We start from the raw sequence: 15,290 nt of genomic DNA, 5'->3' as shown, positions 1-15,290 counted from the left end.
GCGCGCTCGCACGGGCGGGAGCGACGCCGGATTCTCGCTTCGGGGCGCGAGGAGGAGGCACCCTCGACGGGGTGCCCGGGGGCGATGGCCCTCAGCAGTGACACATTCGACGGCACATGGCACGCTCACCTGCCGGCAGCGTGCCGGTGGGGGTCCAGTTCGTCGTCGCAGTCATGTGAGCCAGTAAAACAGATGAGTCGTACAGCGCCCAATTGTTCGACAGGGCTGTCCGCATTGCGGACACGACCCGCGCGGAGCTGGGGGGATACGACTCGACGCCGCCACCGGGGCGTCCGGATGGTGGCGGCGTCGAGGTTGCCGGGGGCGGGCGGAGCTCAGGCGGTCGCGGCCAGCGAGGTCTCGGCCAGCGAGGTCGCGGCGGACTTCTCCAGGTGCACGAAGCTCAGCCGGCTGGTCACCTGCTCGACGGCGGTCTGCCGGTAGCCCTGGCGGGCGTAGAGCCGCAGGTTGCCGAGGCTCCGGTGCCCGGTGAACAGCCGGTAGGCCGTCACCGGGTGGGGCGCCTCGGCCATCCGGCGCTCCAGCGCGTCCAGCAGCCGGCCGCCCAGGCCGTGCCGCTGCATCCGGGGGTGGACCACCAGACGCCCTATCCGGCCGATGCCCTCGGCGTCGACGTGGCCGCGGACGGCGCCCACCACCTCGTCGCCCAGCCGGGCGACCAGGACGTGCTGCTCGGTCAGTTCGGCTCGCAGACTCTCCAGGCTCTGGGTCAGGGGCTCGATCGCCCAGTCGCCGTACAGCTCCGCCTCGGGCTGGTAGCCCAGGTACTGGAGCTTGAGGATCTGCTCCGCGTCCTCGGCCGCAGCGGCCGAGATGATCACGCTCATGCCCATGTGGAGGGGCCTCCCCAGTCGTCGTGCCCGGCGCGCAGAGGGTGGCGCGCTCACGCTCAGTATCCGAGCGTATGCGCCACCGTCAAGAGTGACGTTCGCCAGCGTGCTACCCGGGTGTCAGGTTCCCTCAACCTTCGGCGGGGCAGACGTGGCCAGGGTCACGCCGCGCTGGGGGGTGGAGCGAGCGACCGGTGACGGGCGGTGAGCGGCGGGAGCGGGTGTGGGGCACCCGGGTGAGGCGGGCCGCCGATCAGGGGTAGCGCTCGGCGTGCAGCAGGAGGCGCAGGCAGGCCAGGCAGCGGGACCGGGTGGGGCCGATCGAGCCGCGCGGCATGCCGAGGCGCTCGGAGAGCTCCCGGTAGGTGGGCGGCGGATCCTCGGCGAGGGCGGCGATCAGCTCCGGGCAGCGGCCGGGCAGGGCGGCGACGGTCTCGCGGACCACGCGGCGGCGCTGCTCGGCGAGGTAGACGTCCTCGGCGGAGGGGACGGGAGAAAGGGGTGTGCACACACCGTGCATGACGGGCCCGGGCGGGGCCGGTTACGCCCGGACCGGGGCGCGCACGCGGGAGGGGCGCGACGGTCGGACCGCCGCGCCCCTCGCGCGCTGCTCCAGGGGTCGATCCCGGGGCGGGGATCAGCCCTGGGCCCACTCCTGCTGCCGCGCCAGGTCCGCCTTCACCTCGGCGAGCTGGACCGCGACGGCCGAGGGGGCGGTGCCGCCGCGCCCGTCGCGGGCGGCGATGGCGCCGTGCACGCTGAGCACCGTGCGGACCTCGGGGGTCAGGTGCTCGGAGATCGAGGCGAACTGCTCGTCGGTCAGGTCGGACAGTTCGATGCCCTGCGCCTCGCAGGCCTTGACGCAGGCTCCGGCCACCTCGTGCGCGACCCGGAACGGCACGCCCTGCTTGACCAGCCACTCGGCGATGTCGGTGGCGAGCGAGAAACCGGCCGGGGCCAGCTCCTCCAGCCGCTCCCGGTGCACGGTGAGGGTGGCCATCATCCCGGTGAACGCGGGCAGCAGCACCTCCAGGGTGTCGCAGGAGTCGAAGACCGGCTCCTTGTCCTCCTGGAGGTCCCGGTTGTAGGCGAGCGGAAGCGCCTTGAGGGTGGCGAGCAGGCCGGTGAGGTTGCCGATCAGGCGGCCGGACTTGCCGCGGGCGAGCTCGGCGATGTCCGGGTTCTTCTTCTGCGGCATGATCGAGGAGCCGGTGGAGAAGGCGTCGTGCAGGGTGATGAAGCCGAACTCCTTGGTGTTCCAGATGATCACCTCCTCCGCGATCCGGGAGAGGTTGATCCCGATCATCGCGGTGACGAAGGCGAACTCGGCGACGAAGTCGCGCGAGGCGGTGCCGTCGATGGAGTTGCCGACCGAGCCGCCCTCGAAGCCGAGGTCGGCGGCGACGGCCTGCGGGTCGAGGCCGAGCGAGGAGCCGGCCAGCGCGCCGGAACCGTACGGGGAGACGGCGGTGCGGGCGTCCCACTGGCGCAGCCGCTCGGCGTCCCGGCCGAGGGCCTGCACGTGCGCGAGGACGTGGTGGGCGAAGAGCACCGGCTGGGCGTGCTGGAGGTGGGTGCGGCCGGGCATCGCGGTGTCCGGGTGCGCCTCGGCCAGGCCGACCAGGGCGCCCTGGAGGTCGAGCAGCAGGCCGCCGATGGTCCTGGCGTGGTCGCGCAGGTACATCCGGAACAGGGTGGCGATCTGGTCGTTGCGCGAGCGCCCGGCCCGCAGCTTGCCGCCGAGGTCGGGGCCGAGGCGCTCCAGCAGGCCCCGCTCCAGGGCGGTGTGGACGTCCTCGTCGGCGACGGTGCCGACGAAGGTCCCTGCCTCGACGTCGGCGAGCAGTCGGTCGAGTCCGGCCAGCATGCCGGCCAGCTCCTCGTCGGAGAGCAGGCCCGCCTTGTGCAGCACCCGGGCGTGGGCCTTGGAGCCGGCGATGTCGTAGGGGGCGAGCCGCCAGTCGAAGTGGACCGAGGCGGAGAGCCTGGCCAGCGCCTCGGACGGGCCGTCGGCGAAGCGCGCGCCCCAGAGGCGGACGTCGGAGGACTGCTGGGCGGTCATCGCGGTGGCTCCTTCACACATGTGCGGTGGGTGGCATAAGTATGCATCACTCCGTATGGAACACAAAACCCCGGTCGAAGGGGATCCTTCGACCGGGGCTGTGGTTGCCGGGGCTGTGGGTGCCGCGGCCCTACTGCGCCTTGGCCTGGGCGAGTTGCATGAGGTGGTCGGCCAGCGCCTGGCCGCCCGCCGGGTCCCGGCTGATCAGCAGCACGGTGTCGTCGCCCGCGATGGTGCCGATGATCTCGAAGACCTCGGCCTGGTCGATCGCCGAGGCGAGGAACTGCGCGGCGCCCGGCGGGGTGCGCAGCACGACCAGGTTGCCGGAGGCCGTCGCGGAGACCATCAGCTCGCCCGCCAGCCGGGCCATCCGGCCCTCGCTGGCCGACTCCCCCATCGGTGCGCGCGGGGTGCGGTCGCCGCCCTCGGCGGGGACGGCGTAGATCAGCGCGCCGTCCCGGTTGCGGATCTTGACCGCGCCCAGCTCGTCCAGGTCCCGGGAGAGGGTGGCCTGGGTGACCACGAGTCCGTCGTCGGCGAGCAGCTTGGCGAGCTGGCTCTGCGAACGCACGGGCTGGCGGGTGAGCAGGTCCACGATCCGCCGGTGGCGCGCGGTGCGGGTCTGCGGGACCTGCGACGTCGGGCCGGCGGCGGAGCCGGAGCGGGAATCGGTCATGTGATTATTCTCCCGGACGATGGTCAACTCGCATCGGCCGGGGCGCTCTCGCGCACCGTTCGGAGGATCTCCGGCAGGGCCGCGAGGAAGGCGTCCGCCTCCTGCTCGCTCAGCACCAGCGGCGGCGCCAGCCGTACGGCGTCCGGAACGGCCGCGTTGACGAGGAAGCCCGCCTGCTGGGCGACCGCCTGGACCTGGGCCGACAGCGGCCGGGTCAGCACGATGCCGAGCAGCAGTCCGGCCCCGCGCACGTGCGAGACCAGCGGGTCGCCGAGCGCCTCGACGCCGTGCCGCAGCCGGTCGCCGATCTTGCGGACGTGCTCCAGCAGGCCCTCGGACTCGATGGTGTCCAGCACCGCGAGCCCGGCCGCGGCGGCCACCGGGTTGCCGCCGAAGGTGGTGCCGTGCTGGCCCGGGGTGAGCAGCTCGGCGGCCGGGCCGAAGGCCAGCACCGCGCCCATCGGCAGACCGCCGCCGAGCGCCTTGGCCAGGGTGACCACGTCCGGCTCGACGCCCTCGCAGGCCTGGTGGGCGTACCAGTACCCGGTCCGGCCGATGCCGGTCTGGATCTCGTCCAGGACCAGCAGGGTGCCTGTGGCCCGGGTGATCTCGCGGGCGGCCCTCAGGTAGCCGTCGGGCAGCGGGATCGCGCCGTTCTCGCCCTGGATCGGCTCCAGGAAGACGGCGGCGGTGTCGGTGGTGACGGCCGCGCGCAGCGCCTCGACGTCGCCGAACGGGACGTGGGTGACGTCACCGGGCAGCGGGCGGAACGGCGCCTGCTTGGCGGGCTGGCCGGTGAGCGCGAGGGCGCCCATGGTCCGGCCGTGGAAGGCGCCCTGGAGGGCGACCAGGTGGGTGCGGCCGGTCCGTCGGCTGATCTTGAAGGCGGCCTCGTTGGCCTCGGCGCCGGAGTTGCAGAAGAACACCCGGCCGCCCTCCCGGCCGTCCAGCGCCAGCAGCCGCTCGGCGAGGGCGATGGTCGGCTCGGCCATGAAGAGGTTGGAGACGTGGCCGAGGGTGGCGATCTGCCGGCTGACCGCCTCGACCACGGCCGGGTGGGCGGTGCCGAGGGCGTTGACGGCGATGCCGCCGAGCAGGTCGGTGTACTCCTTGCCGTCGGCGTCCCAGAGCTTGACGCCCTCGCCGCGCACCAGCGGGATCCGGGGGGTGCCGTAGTTGTCGGTGAAGGCGTGCTGCCACCGGTCGGTGAGCTGCTCGTTGTGCGTCATGCCAGTCCCCCGGTCACGGTCGGCTCGTCGTCCGGCACGACCATCGTGCCGATGCCCTCGTCGGTGAAGATCTCCAGCAGCAGGCTGTGCTGCACCCGGCCGTCCAGGACGCGGGCGGTGCCCACGCCGGAGCGGACGGCGCGCAGGCAGCCCTCCATCTTGGGGAGCATGCCGCTGGCCAGGCCCGGCAGCAGTGCGTCCAGTTCGCTCGCGTTGAGCTGGCTGATCACGTCGTCGGAGTTCGGCCAGTCCTTGTACAGGCCCTCGACGTCGGTCAGCACCACCAGCATCTCGGCGCCGAGCGAGACCGCCAGGGCGGAGGCGGCGGTGTCGGCGTTGATGTTGTAGACGTGGCCGTCGGCGCCGCGGGCGATCGAGGAGATGACCGGGATCCGGCCGTCGGCGATCAGCGCCTTCACGGCGCCGGCCTCGATGTTGACGATGTCGCCGACCAGGCCGATGTCGACCTGCTCGCCGTCCACCACGGCGTAGCGCTTGACGGCCGTCATGGTGTGGGCGTCCTCGCCGGTCATGCCGACGGCGAACGGGCCGTGCTCGTTGAGCAGGCCGACCAGCTCGCGCTGCACCTGGCCGGCCAGCACCATCCGGACCACGTCCATGGTTTCGGGGGTGGTGACCCGCAGGCCGTTGGTGAAGCTGGACTCCAGGCCCAGCCGGTCCAGTTGGGCGCTGATCTGCGGGCCGCCGCCGTGCACCACGACGGGGTGCAGTCCGGCGTAGCGGAGGAAGACGACGTCCTGGGCGAAGGCCGCCTTGAGGCTCTCGTCGACCATGGCGTTGCCGCCGAACTTGATCACGATGGTCTTGCCGTGGAAGCGCTCCAGCCAGGGCAGCGCCTCGATCAGCGTCATGGCCTTGGGCAACGCGGTGTTGTTGCGGGCCTGTTCGCCCTTGGGTGCGATCTGCACGGGTTTCCCTCGTCGATGGGGGTCCCCCCGGCCGCAGGCGGGGGGAGGATGTCGCGGATCGGCGGCCCGGCGGTGCCGTGGTGCGGCCGGGCTCGGGTGCCGCGGCGCTCAGCTGGAGTAGGCGCTGTTCTCGTGGACGTAGTCGGCGGTGAGGTCGTTGGTCCACAGCGAGGCGCTCGCCGTACCGGCGTTGAGGTTCGCGGTGATGACGACGTCGCGGCCCTTCATGTCCACCAGGTCGCGGTCCTCGCCGACGCCGCCGTCCTGGCAGACCCAGACGCCGTTGATGGCGACGTCGAGCCGGTCCGGCTCGAAGGTGGCGGAGGTGGTGCCGATCGCGGACAGCACCCGGCCCCAGTTGGGGTCCTCGCCGTGGATGGCGCACTTGAGCAGGTTGTTGCGGCTGATCGTCCGGGCGACCTCGACGGCCTCGTCCTCGGTGGCCGCGCCGGTGACGTCGATCCGGATGTCCTTGCTGGCGCCCTCGGCGTCGCCGATCAGCTGGCGGGCCAGGTCGGCGCTGACGGTGCGGACGGCCTCGGCGAACTCGGCCGCGTCCGGGGCGGTGCCGGAGGCGCCGGAGGCCAGCAGCAGCACGGTGTCGTTGGTCGACATGCAGCCGTCGGAGTCGATCCGGTCGAAGGTGGTGCGGGTGGCGCCGCGCAGGGCGGCGTCCAGGGCGGCGCTGTCCACGTCGGCGTCGGTGGTGAGCACGACCAGCATGGTGGCCAGGCTCGGGGCGAGCATGCCCGCGCCCTTGGCCATGCCGCCGACCGTCCAGCCCGCCGGGCTGGTGACCTGCGCGGTCTTGTGCACGGTGTCGGTGGTCTTGATGGCGATCGCGGCGGACTCCCCGCCGGCCTCGCTGAGCTCCCGGGCGGCCAGGGCGACACCGGGCAGCAGCACGTCCATCGGCAGCCGGACGCCGATCAGGCCGGTGGAGGCGACGGCGACCTCGCCGGCGCTGAGGTCCAGCTCGGCGGCGACCTTCTCCGCGGTGGCGTGGGTGTCCTGGAAGCCGGCCGGGCCGGTACAGGCGTTGGCGCCACCGGAGTTGAGGACGACGGCGGAGACCCGGCCGCCCTTGAGGACCTGCTGGGACCAGAGCACGGGCGCGGCCTTGACCCGGTTGGCGGTGAAGACGCCGGCCGCGGCGAACGAGGGGCCGTCGTTGACCACCAGGGCGAGGTCCGGGGTGCCGGAGGCCTTGATGCCCGCGGTCACGCCGGCGGCCCGGAAGCCCTTGGCGGCGGTCACGCCGGTGCCGGGGGTCACGCCGGTGTCGGGGGTGGTCACGGTGCGACTCCGTTCAGGGGAAGGCCCAGCTCCTCGGGCAGGCCGAGGGCGATGTTCATGCTCTGCACCGCGCCGCCCGCGGTGCCCTTGACCAGGTTGTCGATCGCGCTGATCGCGATGATCCGCCCGGCGGTGGCGTCCAGGGCGACCTGGACCAGGGCGGTGTTGGCACCGTAGACGCTGCTGGTCTGCGGCCACTGCCCCTCGGGCAGCAGGTGGACGAAGGGCTCGTCGGCGAAGGCCTCGGCGTACGCGGCGCGCAGCTCCTCGGCGCTCACGCCCGGCTTGGCCTTGGCGGAGCAGGTGGCGAGGATGCCGCGCGGCATCGGGACGAGGGTGGGGGTGAAGGAGACGGTCAGCGGCTCGCCGGCCAGCGGGGTGAGGTTCTGCACCATCTCCGGGGTGTGCCGGTGCACGCCGCCGACGCCGTACGGGCTGACGCTGCCCATCACCTCGCTGCCCAGCAGGTGGGTCTTGGCGGCCTTGCCGGCGCCGGAGGTGCCGGAGGCGGCGACCACCACGGCCTCCGGCTCGGCGAGGCCGGCCGCGTAGGCCGGGAACAGCGCCAGGGACACGGCCGTCGGGTAGCAGCCGGGCACGGCGATCCGGTTGCTGCCCTTCAACGCGTCGCGGTGGCCGGGGAGTTCGGGCAGGCCGTAGGGCCAGGTGCCGGCGTGGGCGGAGCCGTAGAACTGCTCCCAGTCGGCGGCGGCCTTGAGCCGGAAGTCGGCGCCGCAGTCGATCACCAGGACGTTCTGGCCGAGGGCTTCGGCGACGGCGGCGGACTGGCCGTGCGGCAGCGCCAGGAACACCACGTCGTGGTCGGCCAGCACCTCGGGGGTGGTGGGTTCGAGCACACGGTCGGCCAGCGGGATCAGGTGCGGCTGCAGCGCGCCGAGCCTGGTGCCCGCGTTCGAGCCGCCGGTCAGCGCCCCGATCTCCACCTCCGGGTGGCCGAGCAGCAGGCGCAGCACCTCACCGCCCGCGTACCCGCTCGCGCCGGCGACGGCGACTCGCAAAGCCATGGCTTCCTCCTTGGTCGTGGCATGAATATACGCGGGAGGGAAAATCCATGCAAGGCTGAGCCCGGAGCCCCCGGAGCCCCCGGAGCCCCGGACTCCCCGCCGGTGCGACGGGCCCGGGCGCCGGCGGACTGTGCCGCCGACGGCCCCCGGTCAGCGCTTCACGGCTCGCAGCACCACGAACTTCGGATTCCCGGCGACGAGTTGGCAGTTGCCGAACAGCTTGCGCAGCTTGACGTGGTAGCCGAGGTGACGGTTGCCGACCACCCACAGCTCGCCACCGGGCCGCAGCGCCCGCCGGGCGCCGGTGAACATCCGCCAGGCGGTGGCGTCGGTGGTGGCCTGGTGGGAGTGGAACGGCGGGTTGTTGAGCACCAGGTCCACCGAGCCCGGGGCGAACACCGCCGGGTCGAGCGCGTCCGCGGTGCGGAACTCGGCCGGGGCGTCCGGGCCCAGGTTGGCGCGGAAGGTCTCCTCGGCGGAGGCCACCGCCTGGTGGGACTCGTCCACGAACACCAGCTCCGCGCCCGGCCCGGCCAGCGCGGCCGCGGTGCCGACCACGCCGTTGCCGCAGCCGAGGTCCACCACCCGGTCGCCCGGGGCGGGGGTGGGCAGGTGGGCCAGGAAGAACCGGGTGCCGATGTCGAGCCGTTCGGCACAGAAGGTGCCCGCGTGGTTGACCACGGTGCGCCCGGCGGCGGGGCCGATGTCCGACGGCAGCGCGTAGCGGTGCGGCCACGGGTTGGGGCCGGGATCGAGCGCCGGATCGGGGGTGCAGAAGATCAGCCGGGCCTTGCGGACGGCCAGCGAGGTGCGGGTCGGGCCGAGCACCTTCTCGAACAGCTGCAGGGTGGAGGTGTGGATCTCGGCGACCATGCCGGTGCCGATCACCACCGTGCCGGGGTGGAGGGCCGGGGCGAGCCGGTGCAGCTGGTCCTCCAGCAGGGCCAGGCTCTTGGGCACCCGCACCAGCAGGACGTCGATGCGCTCCGGCGGGGTGTCCCGGGTGGTGCGCAGCCGCTCCTCGTCGACGGCGGCGCCGGCCCGGGCGAGGTTCTCCCGGGTGGCCTGCCGGCCGAGGTGGGAGTCGCTGATCTGGACCGGTCCGTACGGTGCCAGCGCGGTGGCCAGCGCGCCCCAGCGGTCGCCGAGGACGGCGATCCGGCGGCCGGCCAGCTCGGTGGCGGCGCCGCCGGCGCTGTCGGCCTCGCCGGCGAGGTGGCGCAGCAGGTACTCGTCGGCGGCGTCCCAGGCCCGCAGCCGCTCGCGGGGGTCCGCGGGGAAGCGGGTGAGGTCGAGGGAGCCCCAGGGGGTCGCGAAGGCGGTGGCCGAGGGTGACGAAGCGGGCGTGGTCTGCGGATTCATCGTGTTCTCAGGCTATCCGAAGGTCCGCCGGGGAACGGTTTCGGGCAGATACTGGAAGAGCCCGACCGAGAGGGGTGAGGGCGATGGACTGGAAGCTCGAAGTCGTGGTGGTCCCGGTGTCGGACGTGGACCGCGCGAAGCTCTTCTACGAGGAGCAGGCCGGCTTCACCGTGGACCACGACACCCGCCTGCGCGACGGGGTCCGGGTGGTCCAGCTGACTCCCCCCGGCTCACGCTGCTCGATCGTGGTCGGCGCCGGGGTGATCGAAGCGGCGCCCGGCTCGGTGAAGGGCCTCCAACTGGTGGTGCCGGACATCGAGAAGGCCCACGCGGAGCTCACCGCGCGGGGCGTGGTGGTCAGCCCCGTCCAGCACTTCGTGGCCGGAGCCCGGGTGAACGGGCACGGCGAGGCCTGGAACAACTTCGTGTTCTTCAACGACCCGGACGGCAACGGCTGGGCCGTCCAGGAAGTCCCCCTCGCGGCCTAGGCCCTGCGTCCTGCGACTCCTACCCACGCCGTGGGCCGGGCCGGGCTCGGCCCACGGCGTGGGTAGGCTCGCGGAATGGCTGAGGAACAGGGAAGCGTGCGGGTGGACGTCTGGATCTGGTCGGTCCGGCTGGCCAGGACGCGTGCGCTGGCGGCGGCGGCCTGCAAGGCCGGGCACGTCCGGGTGAACGGCGAGCGGGCCAAGCCGGCGCAGACCCTCAGGCCCGGGGACGAGGTCCGGGTCCGCGAGGAGGGGTACGAGCGGGTCGTCGTGGTGACCAAGCTGATCCGCAAGCGGGTCGGCGCCCCGGTCGCGGCGGAGTGCCTGGTCGACAACAGTACGCCGCGGCCGCCGCGCGAGTTCGTGGCCCCGACCTTCGAGCGGGACCGCGGCGCGGGGCGCCCGACCAAGCGGGAGCGCCGCGACCTGGACCAGCTGCGCGGGGGACGGTAGCCGCTCGCGCGGGGAAGGACCTCAGTCGGCGGCGGTGTCGGTGTCCGTGTCGGTGAGCACCTTGGCGAGGAAGGCGTCGAGGTCGCCCACCGTACGGGCGGCCGGTCGGGCGCGCCCTGGTCCCGCAGGCCGAGGAAGTCCAATTCCGCCCACGGCAGTTCGGCCAGGCCCCGGGGCAGGTTGAGCCGACGGGCCTCGCCCTTGGAGCAGTTGACGAAGGACGCGCGGATCTCGAGGTCGGTGAGGGGTTCGGTGCCGCGGAACCTCACACCGCCCGCCCCGCGCTGTCGCGTCAATTCCTCCCAGCCGGGCCCGAGAGCTCCTCGGGGTGGACGACCTTGCCGATGTCGTGGGTGGCGGCGCCGTAGCGGACGGCGTGGTGGTCGAAGGCCAGGCCCTCGGCGGCGCAGAACTCGACGACCTGCTCGGCGACCTGGTGCACCAGCGCGAGGTGGGCGACCAGTCGGGGCGGGGCGTCGACGCTCCGCAGCAGCTCGGCGACGTCGGTGGGCAGCGGCGGCAGGTCGGTGGTCACGCCGCAGGGTAGCCGGGAGGGTGAGGGATTGTCAGTGCCCGTACGTAGTGTGCTCGGTGTGGGGCGGCCGGCCCGGGCGCAGGAGGGGGGCGCCGGGGCCGGCCGTCGTCACGGACCCGCGGTCGGGCCTGGCCCGGTCACGGCTTGAGGGCGACGCCGGCGTAGGCGGAGACGTCCTGCCAGCCCTCGGGCAGTTCGGTGGTGCGGAGGTGGCCCGCGGTGGGGCGCCAGAGCGGGAGTTGGACGAGGCCGGGGCCGACGAACTCGAAGTCCCCGAAGAAGGGTTCGACGCCGGCCCGGGGCCGCAGGACCAGCGGTGCGCTGGCGCTCCGGTAGATCCGGGTGCCCTCGGCGGCGCTCTCGCGGGAGGCGAAGTCGGGGCTGCCGTGGGAGAGGATCAGGGCGCTGCCGGGGGCGAGCACCTCGCGCAGGGTGCGGACGATCTGCTGGGCGCCCTCCTCGTCGCGTATGAAGTGCAGGACGGCGACGAGCATCAGCGCGACGGGCTGGGACAGGTCGATGGCGGCGCCCAGCGCGGAGTGGCGCAGGATCGCTTCCGGGTCGCGCAGGTCGGCCTCGATGACCGAGGTGTGCCCGGCCGGGTGCCCGGCCAGCAGGGCACGGGCGTGGGTGGCGACGATCGGGTCGTTGTCGACGTAGACCACCCGGGCGTCCGGGGCGACCCGCTGGGCGACCTCGCTGGTGGAGCCGACGGTCGGGATGCCGGTGCCGATGTCGACGAACTGGCGGATCCCCCGGCCCGCCGCGAACTCGACGGCCCGGCCCAGGAACTGGCGGTTGGTGCGGGCCAGCAGCGGCAGCGCCGGGTAGGCGGCGATGGCGGCCTGGGCGGCTTTGCGGTCGGCCTCGAAGTTGTCCTTGCCGCCCAGGTAGTAGTCGTACATCCGGGCGGTGTGCGGGATGCCGGTGTCGAGCTCGCTCGGCGGCTGCCAGTCGTCCGCTCTGGCCCACTCCCAGCCGGTGCGGGTGTCCTGGTCGACGGCCGCGGTGTCCTCGTGGTGCATCATGTTCCGCCCCCAATGCGCAATGCCGGAATGTGCCTACTGCCCCGTAACACGCGGTGCGCGGTGATCGTATCCAACGACACGCCGTGGAAACAGCGGGAGTTCAGGTTCCTGCAACACCCGGTAGACGGAGTGTGTGCACGTCAAAGACGGTGCGCCGGACGGCGTCGGACGGCGCTGCCGGATCGCCGGGAGGGTCCGCCCTCTCTATGCTGGCTGCCGATGACTGCCGACCGCCGCACCGTACTGCGCACCGCCGCCAAGCTGGCCGCCCTGTCCGCCGCCGGTGGACTCCTGACCTCCTGCGGCAGCGGCACGCCCCGCCGGGCCGACACCGGGACGCTCGCCGCCCACCCCGGCAGTGTCGACCCCCAGCACACCACCGACCCGGCCTGGAACGGCGGCGAGGGGCCCGCCTCCCCCGCCCCGACCGCCCCGACCGCCCCGGGTGCCGCGGGTGAGCCGCAGCCCGGTGGCGGACCGACCCCGGCCGCCGCCCAGGCCTCGGCGCCGGCCTCCGCCCCGCCGACCCCGCCCGTCCTGACGCCGCTGGCAGCCGGCACCCCGTACGAGGTGGTGTACGGGCCGCGCACCGGCAAGAACGTGGCGCTCACCGTCCACGGCAGCGGCGACCCGAAGCTCGCCACCACCCTGCTGGAGGCCGCCGAGCAGCGCGGCGTCAAGCTGACCGTGATGGCGGTCGGCAGCTGGCTGGACCAGCAGCCGCAGATGGCCCGGCGGATCCTGGACGGCGGCCACGAACTGGGCAACCACACCCAGAACCACCTCAACATCTCCGCGATGACACCGGACCAGGCCCGCGCCGAGATCGCCCAGTGCGCCGACCGGCTGACGAAGCTGACCGGCTCGATGGGCCGCTGGTTCCGTCCCTCCGCCGCGCAGTACGCCACCTCGATGGTGCGCGACCAGGCCAAGGCCGTCGGCTACGAGCACGTGCTGTCCTTCGACGTCGACCCGCGGGACTACAACGACCCGAGCGCCGCCGAGCTCCAGCGCCGGGTGCTGGGCTCGGTGCGCGGCGGCTCGGTGGTGGCCCTGCACATGGGGCACCAGTGCACCATCGACGCGCTGCCCGCGATCCTGGACGGGCTGGCCAAGGCGGGGCTCAAGCCGGTCACCGCCAGCCAGCTGTGTGCCTGACCGGCCCCGACCGGAACTCCCCGCCGAAGCTCCCCCCGCCCCGCGCCTGAGCTCCCGCCCGAGCCCCCGCCTGCCAGCCCGCCCGCCCGCCGAAGCCGGTCAGACCATCGGGTCGTCGTCCTTGTACGGGCGCAACCGCAGCGTCCGGGCGTCCACCGCGCGGATCGCGTCGGCCCGGGCGACCAGCTCCGCCAGGTCGTCCCGCCCGGCGTGGATGAACCGCCCGTGCAGCGCGTCGAAGCGGCCCCGGGCGGCGTCCACGGTGACGGCGACCATGTACGGGATCGAGCCCCAGGCCTTCATGTCCCGGAACATCGGCATCCCCGCGGTCATGTCGGTGGCCACCGCGCCGGGGCTGATGTCGAGCACCACGACGTCGTGCTCGGCCAGCGTGTCCGCCATGTTGTCGGAGAGCTGGAGCAGCGCGCCCTTGGAGGTCGCGTACGCGGTGTAGTGCCCGTCCGGGCGCAGCGCGAAGCCGGAGTTGAGGTTGACCACCCGGCCGCTGCGGCGGGCGACCATGCCGGGCAGGACGCAGCGCAGCAGGTTGTAGGGGCCGCGCAGGTTGGTCTCGATCACCTGCCACCACTGGTTGGGGTCGGTCTCCCAGAGCGGCACCTCGGCGCGGTCGACCAGGCCGGCGTTGTTGACCAGCAGGTCGATCGGGCCGAGGTCGCGCTCGACCAGCCGGACGGCCTCCCGGACCGAGCCGGGGCGGCAGACGTCCGCGGTGACGGCGACGCCCCGGGAGCCGTGCTTGACGCACTCCTTGAGGGTGTCGGTCAGCGTCTCGTGGGTGCGGCCGACCAGGCCGACGGCCATGCCCTCGGCGGCCAGGCCGACGGCGATCTCGCGGCCGATGCCCCGGCCGCCGCCGGTGACCAGGGCGACCTGTCCTGTGAGCGATCCCGTCGGCACCGTGTGCTCCCTTCCCGTCCCCGGCCCCCGTCTGCGGCATTCTGTCCGGCGGCGGGCGGCGGCGGGCCCGGGCGCACCCGCAGGCGGTGCGGCCTCACCCGATCGGGGGGCCGTCCGGGCTGGCACTGCGCCGGGGAGGGGGTGACCTACTGGCGAGTACGGAGTAGTAACGTCGTCGGGGCGGTGACCGGTGCACCCATTCCGGTACACCGACCCGTTGACCAGCGAGCTCGCTGGGCCACCAGTTCGCTGGGCGACCCCCAGCACCACCGAAGGGCAACTGAGTGAGTGACATCGCACGCGTCGGAGTAGTCGGCTGCGGTCTCATGGGGTCGGGCATCGCCGAGGTCTTCGCCCGGGCCGGACTGGACGTCCTGGTGTCGGAGGCCAGCGGTGAGGCGCTGGAGTTCGGCCGCACCCGGCTGACCAACTCCCTGGACACGGCGGTCAAGCGCGGCAAGCTGAGCCCCGAGCAGCGGGACGAGGCGCTGTCCCGGCTGTCCTTCACCACCGACCTGTCCGACTTCGCCGACCGCGACCTGGTGGTCGAGGCGGTCGCCGAGCGCGAGGACATCAAGGTCAAGATCTTCCAGACCCTGGACCAGGTCATCGAGCGCCGGGACGCGATCCTGGCCTCCAACACCTCCTCGATCCCGATCGTGAAGCTGGCCGCCGCCACCTCCCGCCCGGAGCAGGTCATCGGCCTGCACTTCTTCAACCCGGCGCCGGTGCAGAAGCTGGTCGAGGTCATCCCGACCCTGACCACCTCGGCGACCACCACCGAGCGGGTCGAGGCCTTCGCCACCCAGGCCCTCGCCAAGGAGCCGATCCGGGCCCGCGACCGGGCCGGCTTCGTGGTCAACGCCCTGCTCGTGCCGTACCTGCTGTCCGCGGTGCGGATGTTCGAGTCGGGCGTGGCCACCGCCTCCGACATCGACAAGGGCATGGAGGCCGGCTGCGCCCACCCGATGGGCCCGCTGCGGCTGTGCGACCTGATCGGCCTGGACACCATCGTCTCGATCGCCGAGTCGATGTACGACGAGTACAAGGAGCCGCTGTACGCCGCTCCCCCGCTGCTGTCCCGGATGGTCGACGCCGGCCTGCTGGGCCGCAAGTCCGGCCGCGGCTTCTACGACTACACCGCGAGCGCCTGAGCCCGGGTGTGAGGGGCGGGGGGGGGGCGGGGGCGGGGTGGGGGGGGCCCCCGGGGCGGGCGCCCCGCCGCCCCCGCGCCGTAGGTGTGGTATATAAAAAAATACAAGCCGCAGAGGATGGGGGTG

16 protein-coding genes and 1 pseudogene are annotated in these 15,290 nt (G+C 73.4%); 4 read left to right on the top strand and 13 right to left on the bottom strand.

Annotated elements, in window-relative coordinates:
• Nucleotides 1–335: 335 nt before the first annotated feature.
• The 9 genes from ACFV8H_RS35370 to ACFV8H_RS35330 all read right to left on the bottom strand — a co-directional run bounded on the left by ACFV8H_RS35370 (nt 336) and on the right by ACFV8H_RS35330 (nt 9,430).
• Nucleotides 336–854, bottom strand: coding sequence for a GNAT family N-acetyltransferase (locus ACFV8H_RS35370; protein WP_380408069.1), 519 nt, complete (start codon nt 852–854; stop codon nt 336–338).
• A 250-nt stretch (nt 855–1,104) separates the two neighbouring features.
• Complete coding sequence (locus tag ACFV8H_RS35365; RefSeq protein ID WP_375890924.1) at nt 1,105–1,362, bottom strand: hypothetical protein; 258 nt, start codon at nt 1,360–1,362, stop codon at nt 1,105–1,107.
• Nucleotides 1,363–1,488: 126 nt separating this feature from the next.
• The gene (gene argH / locus ACFV8H_RS35360) at nt 1,489–2,913 is read right to left on the bottom strand and encodes an argininosuccinate lyase (protein WP_380408067.1); all 1,425 of its coding nucleotides are present in this window, start codon (nt 2,911–2,913) and stop codon (nt 1,489–1,491) included.
• A 130-nt stretch (nt 2,914–3,043) separates the two neighbouring features.
• Nucleotides 3,044–3,589, bottom strand: coding sequence for an arginine repressor (locus tag ACFV8H_RS35355; RefSeq protein WP_380408065.1), 546 nt, complete (start codon nt 3,587–3,589; stop codon nt 3,044–3,046).
• A 23-nt stretch (nt 3,590–3,612) separates the two neighbouring features.
• A complete protein-coding gene (locus ACFV8H_RS35350) occupies nt 3,613–4,818 on the bottom strand; it encodes an acetylornithine transaminase (RefSeq protein WP_380408063.1) in 1,206 nt (401 codons plus the stop codon).
• A complete protein-coding gene (argB, locus tag ACFV8H_RS35345) occupies nt 4,815–5,690 on the bottom strand; it encodes an acetylglutamate kinase (protein ID WP_375890951.1) in 876 nt (291 codons plus the stop codon). Before argB ends, ACFV8H_RS35350 begins: the two co-directional genes overlap by 4 nt.
• Nucleotides 5,691–5,855: 165 nt before the next feature.
• Nucleotides 5,856–7,004: a bifunctional glutamate N-acetyltransferase/amino-acid acetyltransferase ArgJ gene (gene argJ, locus ACFV8H_RS35340; RefSeq protein WP_380408084.1), complete on the bottom strand. Its 1,149-nt coding sequence runs from the start codon at nt 7,002–7,004 to the stop codon at nt 5,856–5,858.
• A gap of 35 nt (nt 7,005–7,039) precedes the next feature.
• Nucleotides 7,040–8,068, bottom strand: coding sequence for an N-acetyl-gamma-glutamyl-phosphate reductase (gene argC, locus ACFV8H_RS35335; protein WP_380408061.1), 1,029 nt, complete (start codon nt 8,066–8,068; stop codon nt 7,040–7,042).
• 150 nt (nt 8,069–8,218) lie between these two features.
• Entirely contained in the window at nt 8,219–9,430 is a 1,212-nt protein-coding gene (locus ACFV8H_RS35330) for a methyltransferase (RefSeq protein ID WP_380408059.1), read from the bottom strand.
• 83 nt (nt 9,431–9,513) lie between these two features.
• On the opposite strand from ACFV8H_RS35330, the gene ACFV8H_RS35325 reads away from it, so the two are divergent.
• A complete protein-coding gene (locus tag ACFV8H_RS35325; protein WP_380408057.1) occupies nt 9,514–9,918 on the top strand; it encodes a VOC family protein in 405 nt (134 codons plus the stop codon).
• A gap of 75 nt (nt 9,919–9,993) precedes the next feature.
• The gene (locus tag ACFV8H_RS35320; protein WP_380408055.1) at nt 9,994–10,371 is read left to right on the top strand and encodes an RNA-binding S4 domain-containing protein; all 378 of its coding nucleotides are present in this window, start codon (nt 9,994–9,996) and stop codon (nt 10,369–10,371) included.
• Nucleotides 10,372–10,472: 101 nt separating this feature from the next.
• On the opposite strand, the pseudogene ACFV8H_RS35315 reads toward ACFV8H_RS35320, so the two are convergent.
• From ACFV8H_RS35315 to ACFV8H_RS35305, 3 genes and pseudogenes are all read right to left on the bottom strand, one after another.
• Nucleotides 10,473–10,640 (bottom strand): annotated as a pseudogene (locus ACFV8H_RS35315) (FBP domain-containing protein); the annotation flags it as partial.
• 23 nt (nt 10,641–10,663) lie between these two features.
• Entirely contained in the window at nt 10,664–10,906 is a 243-nt protein-coding gene (locus ACFV8H_RS35310) for a hypothetical protein (protein WP_380408053.1), read from the bottom strand.
• A gap of 137 nt (nt 10,907–11,043) precedes the next feature.
• The gene (locus ACFV8H_RS35305) at nt 11,044–11,934 is read right to left on the bottom strand and encodes an SAM-dependent methyltransferase (RefSeq protein ID WP_380408051.1); all 891 of its coding nucleotides are present in this window, start codon (nt 11,932–11,934) and stop codon (nt 11,044–11,046) included.
• 219 nt (nt 11,935–12,153) lie between these two features.
• Between ACFV8H_RS35305 and ACFV8H_RS35300 the strand changes: the two genes are divergently transcribed.
• Nucleotides 12,154–13,092 (top strand): polysaccharide deacetylase family protein, encoded by a 939-nt coding sequence (locus ACFV8H_RS35300; protein WP_380408049.1) that lies wholly within the window; start codon nt 12,154–12,156, stop codon nt 13,090–13,092.
• Nucleotides 13,093–13,191: 99 nt separating this feature from the next.
• On the opposite strand, the gene ACFV8H_RS35295 is transcribed toward ACFV8H_RS35300, so the two are convergent.
• Nucleotides 13,192–14,010, bottom strand: a complete 819-nt coding sequence (locus ACFV8H_RS35295; protein WP_380408047.1) for an SDR family NAD(P)-dependent oxidoreductase — start codon at nt 14,008–14,010, stop codon at nt 13,192–13,194.
• 284 nt (nt 14,011–14,294) lie between these two features.
• Here ACFV8H_RS35295 and ACFV8H_RS35290 point away from each other — a divergent pair, with 284 nt between their 5' ends.
• Entirely contained in the window at nt 14,295–15,164 is an 870-nt protein-coding gene (locus ACFV8H_RS35290; protein ID WP_380408045.1) for a 3-hydroxybutyryl-CoA dehydrogenase, read from the top strand.
• Nucleotides 15,165–15,290: the final 126 nt, after the last annotated feature.

The organism is Kitasatospora sp. NPDC059827 (assembly GCF_042731675.1).
Taxonomy (GTDB): Bacteria; Actinomycetota; Actinomycetes; order Streptomycetales; family Streptomycetaceae; genus Kitasatospora.
Note: the sequence above shows the minus strand (reverse complement) of the source record. Positions and strands in the feature narration are given on the sequence as shown.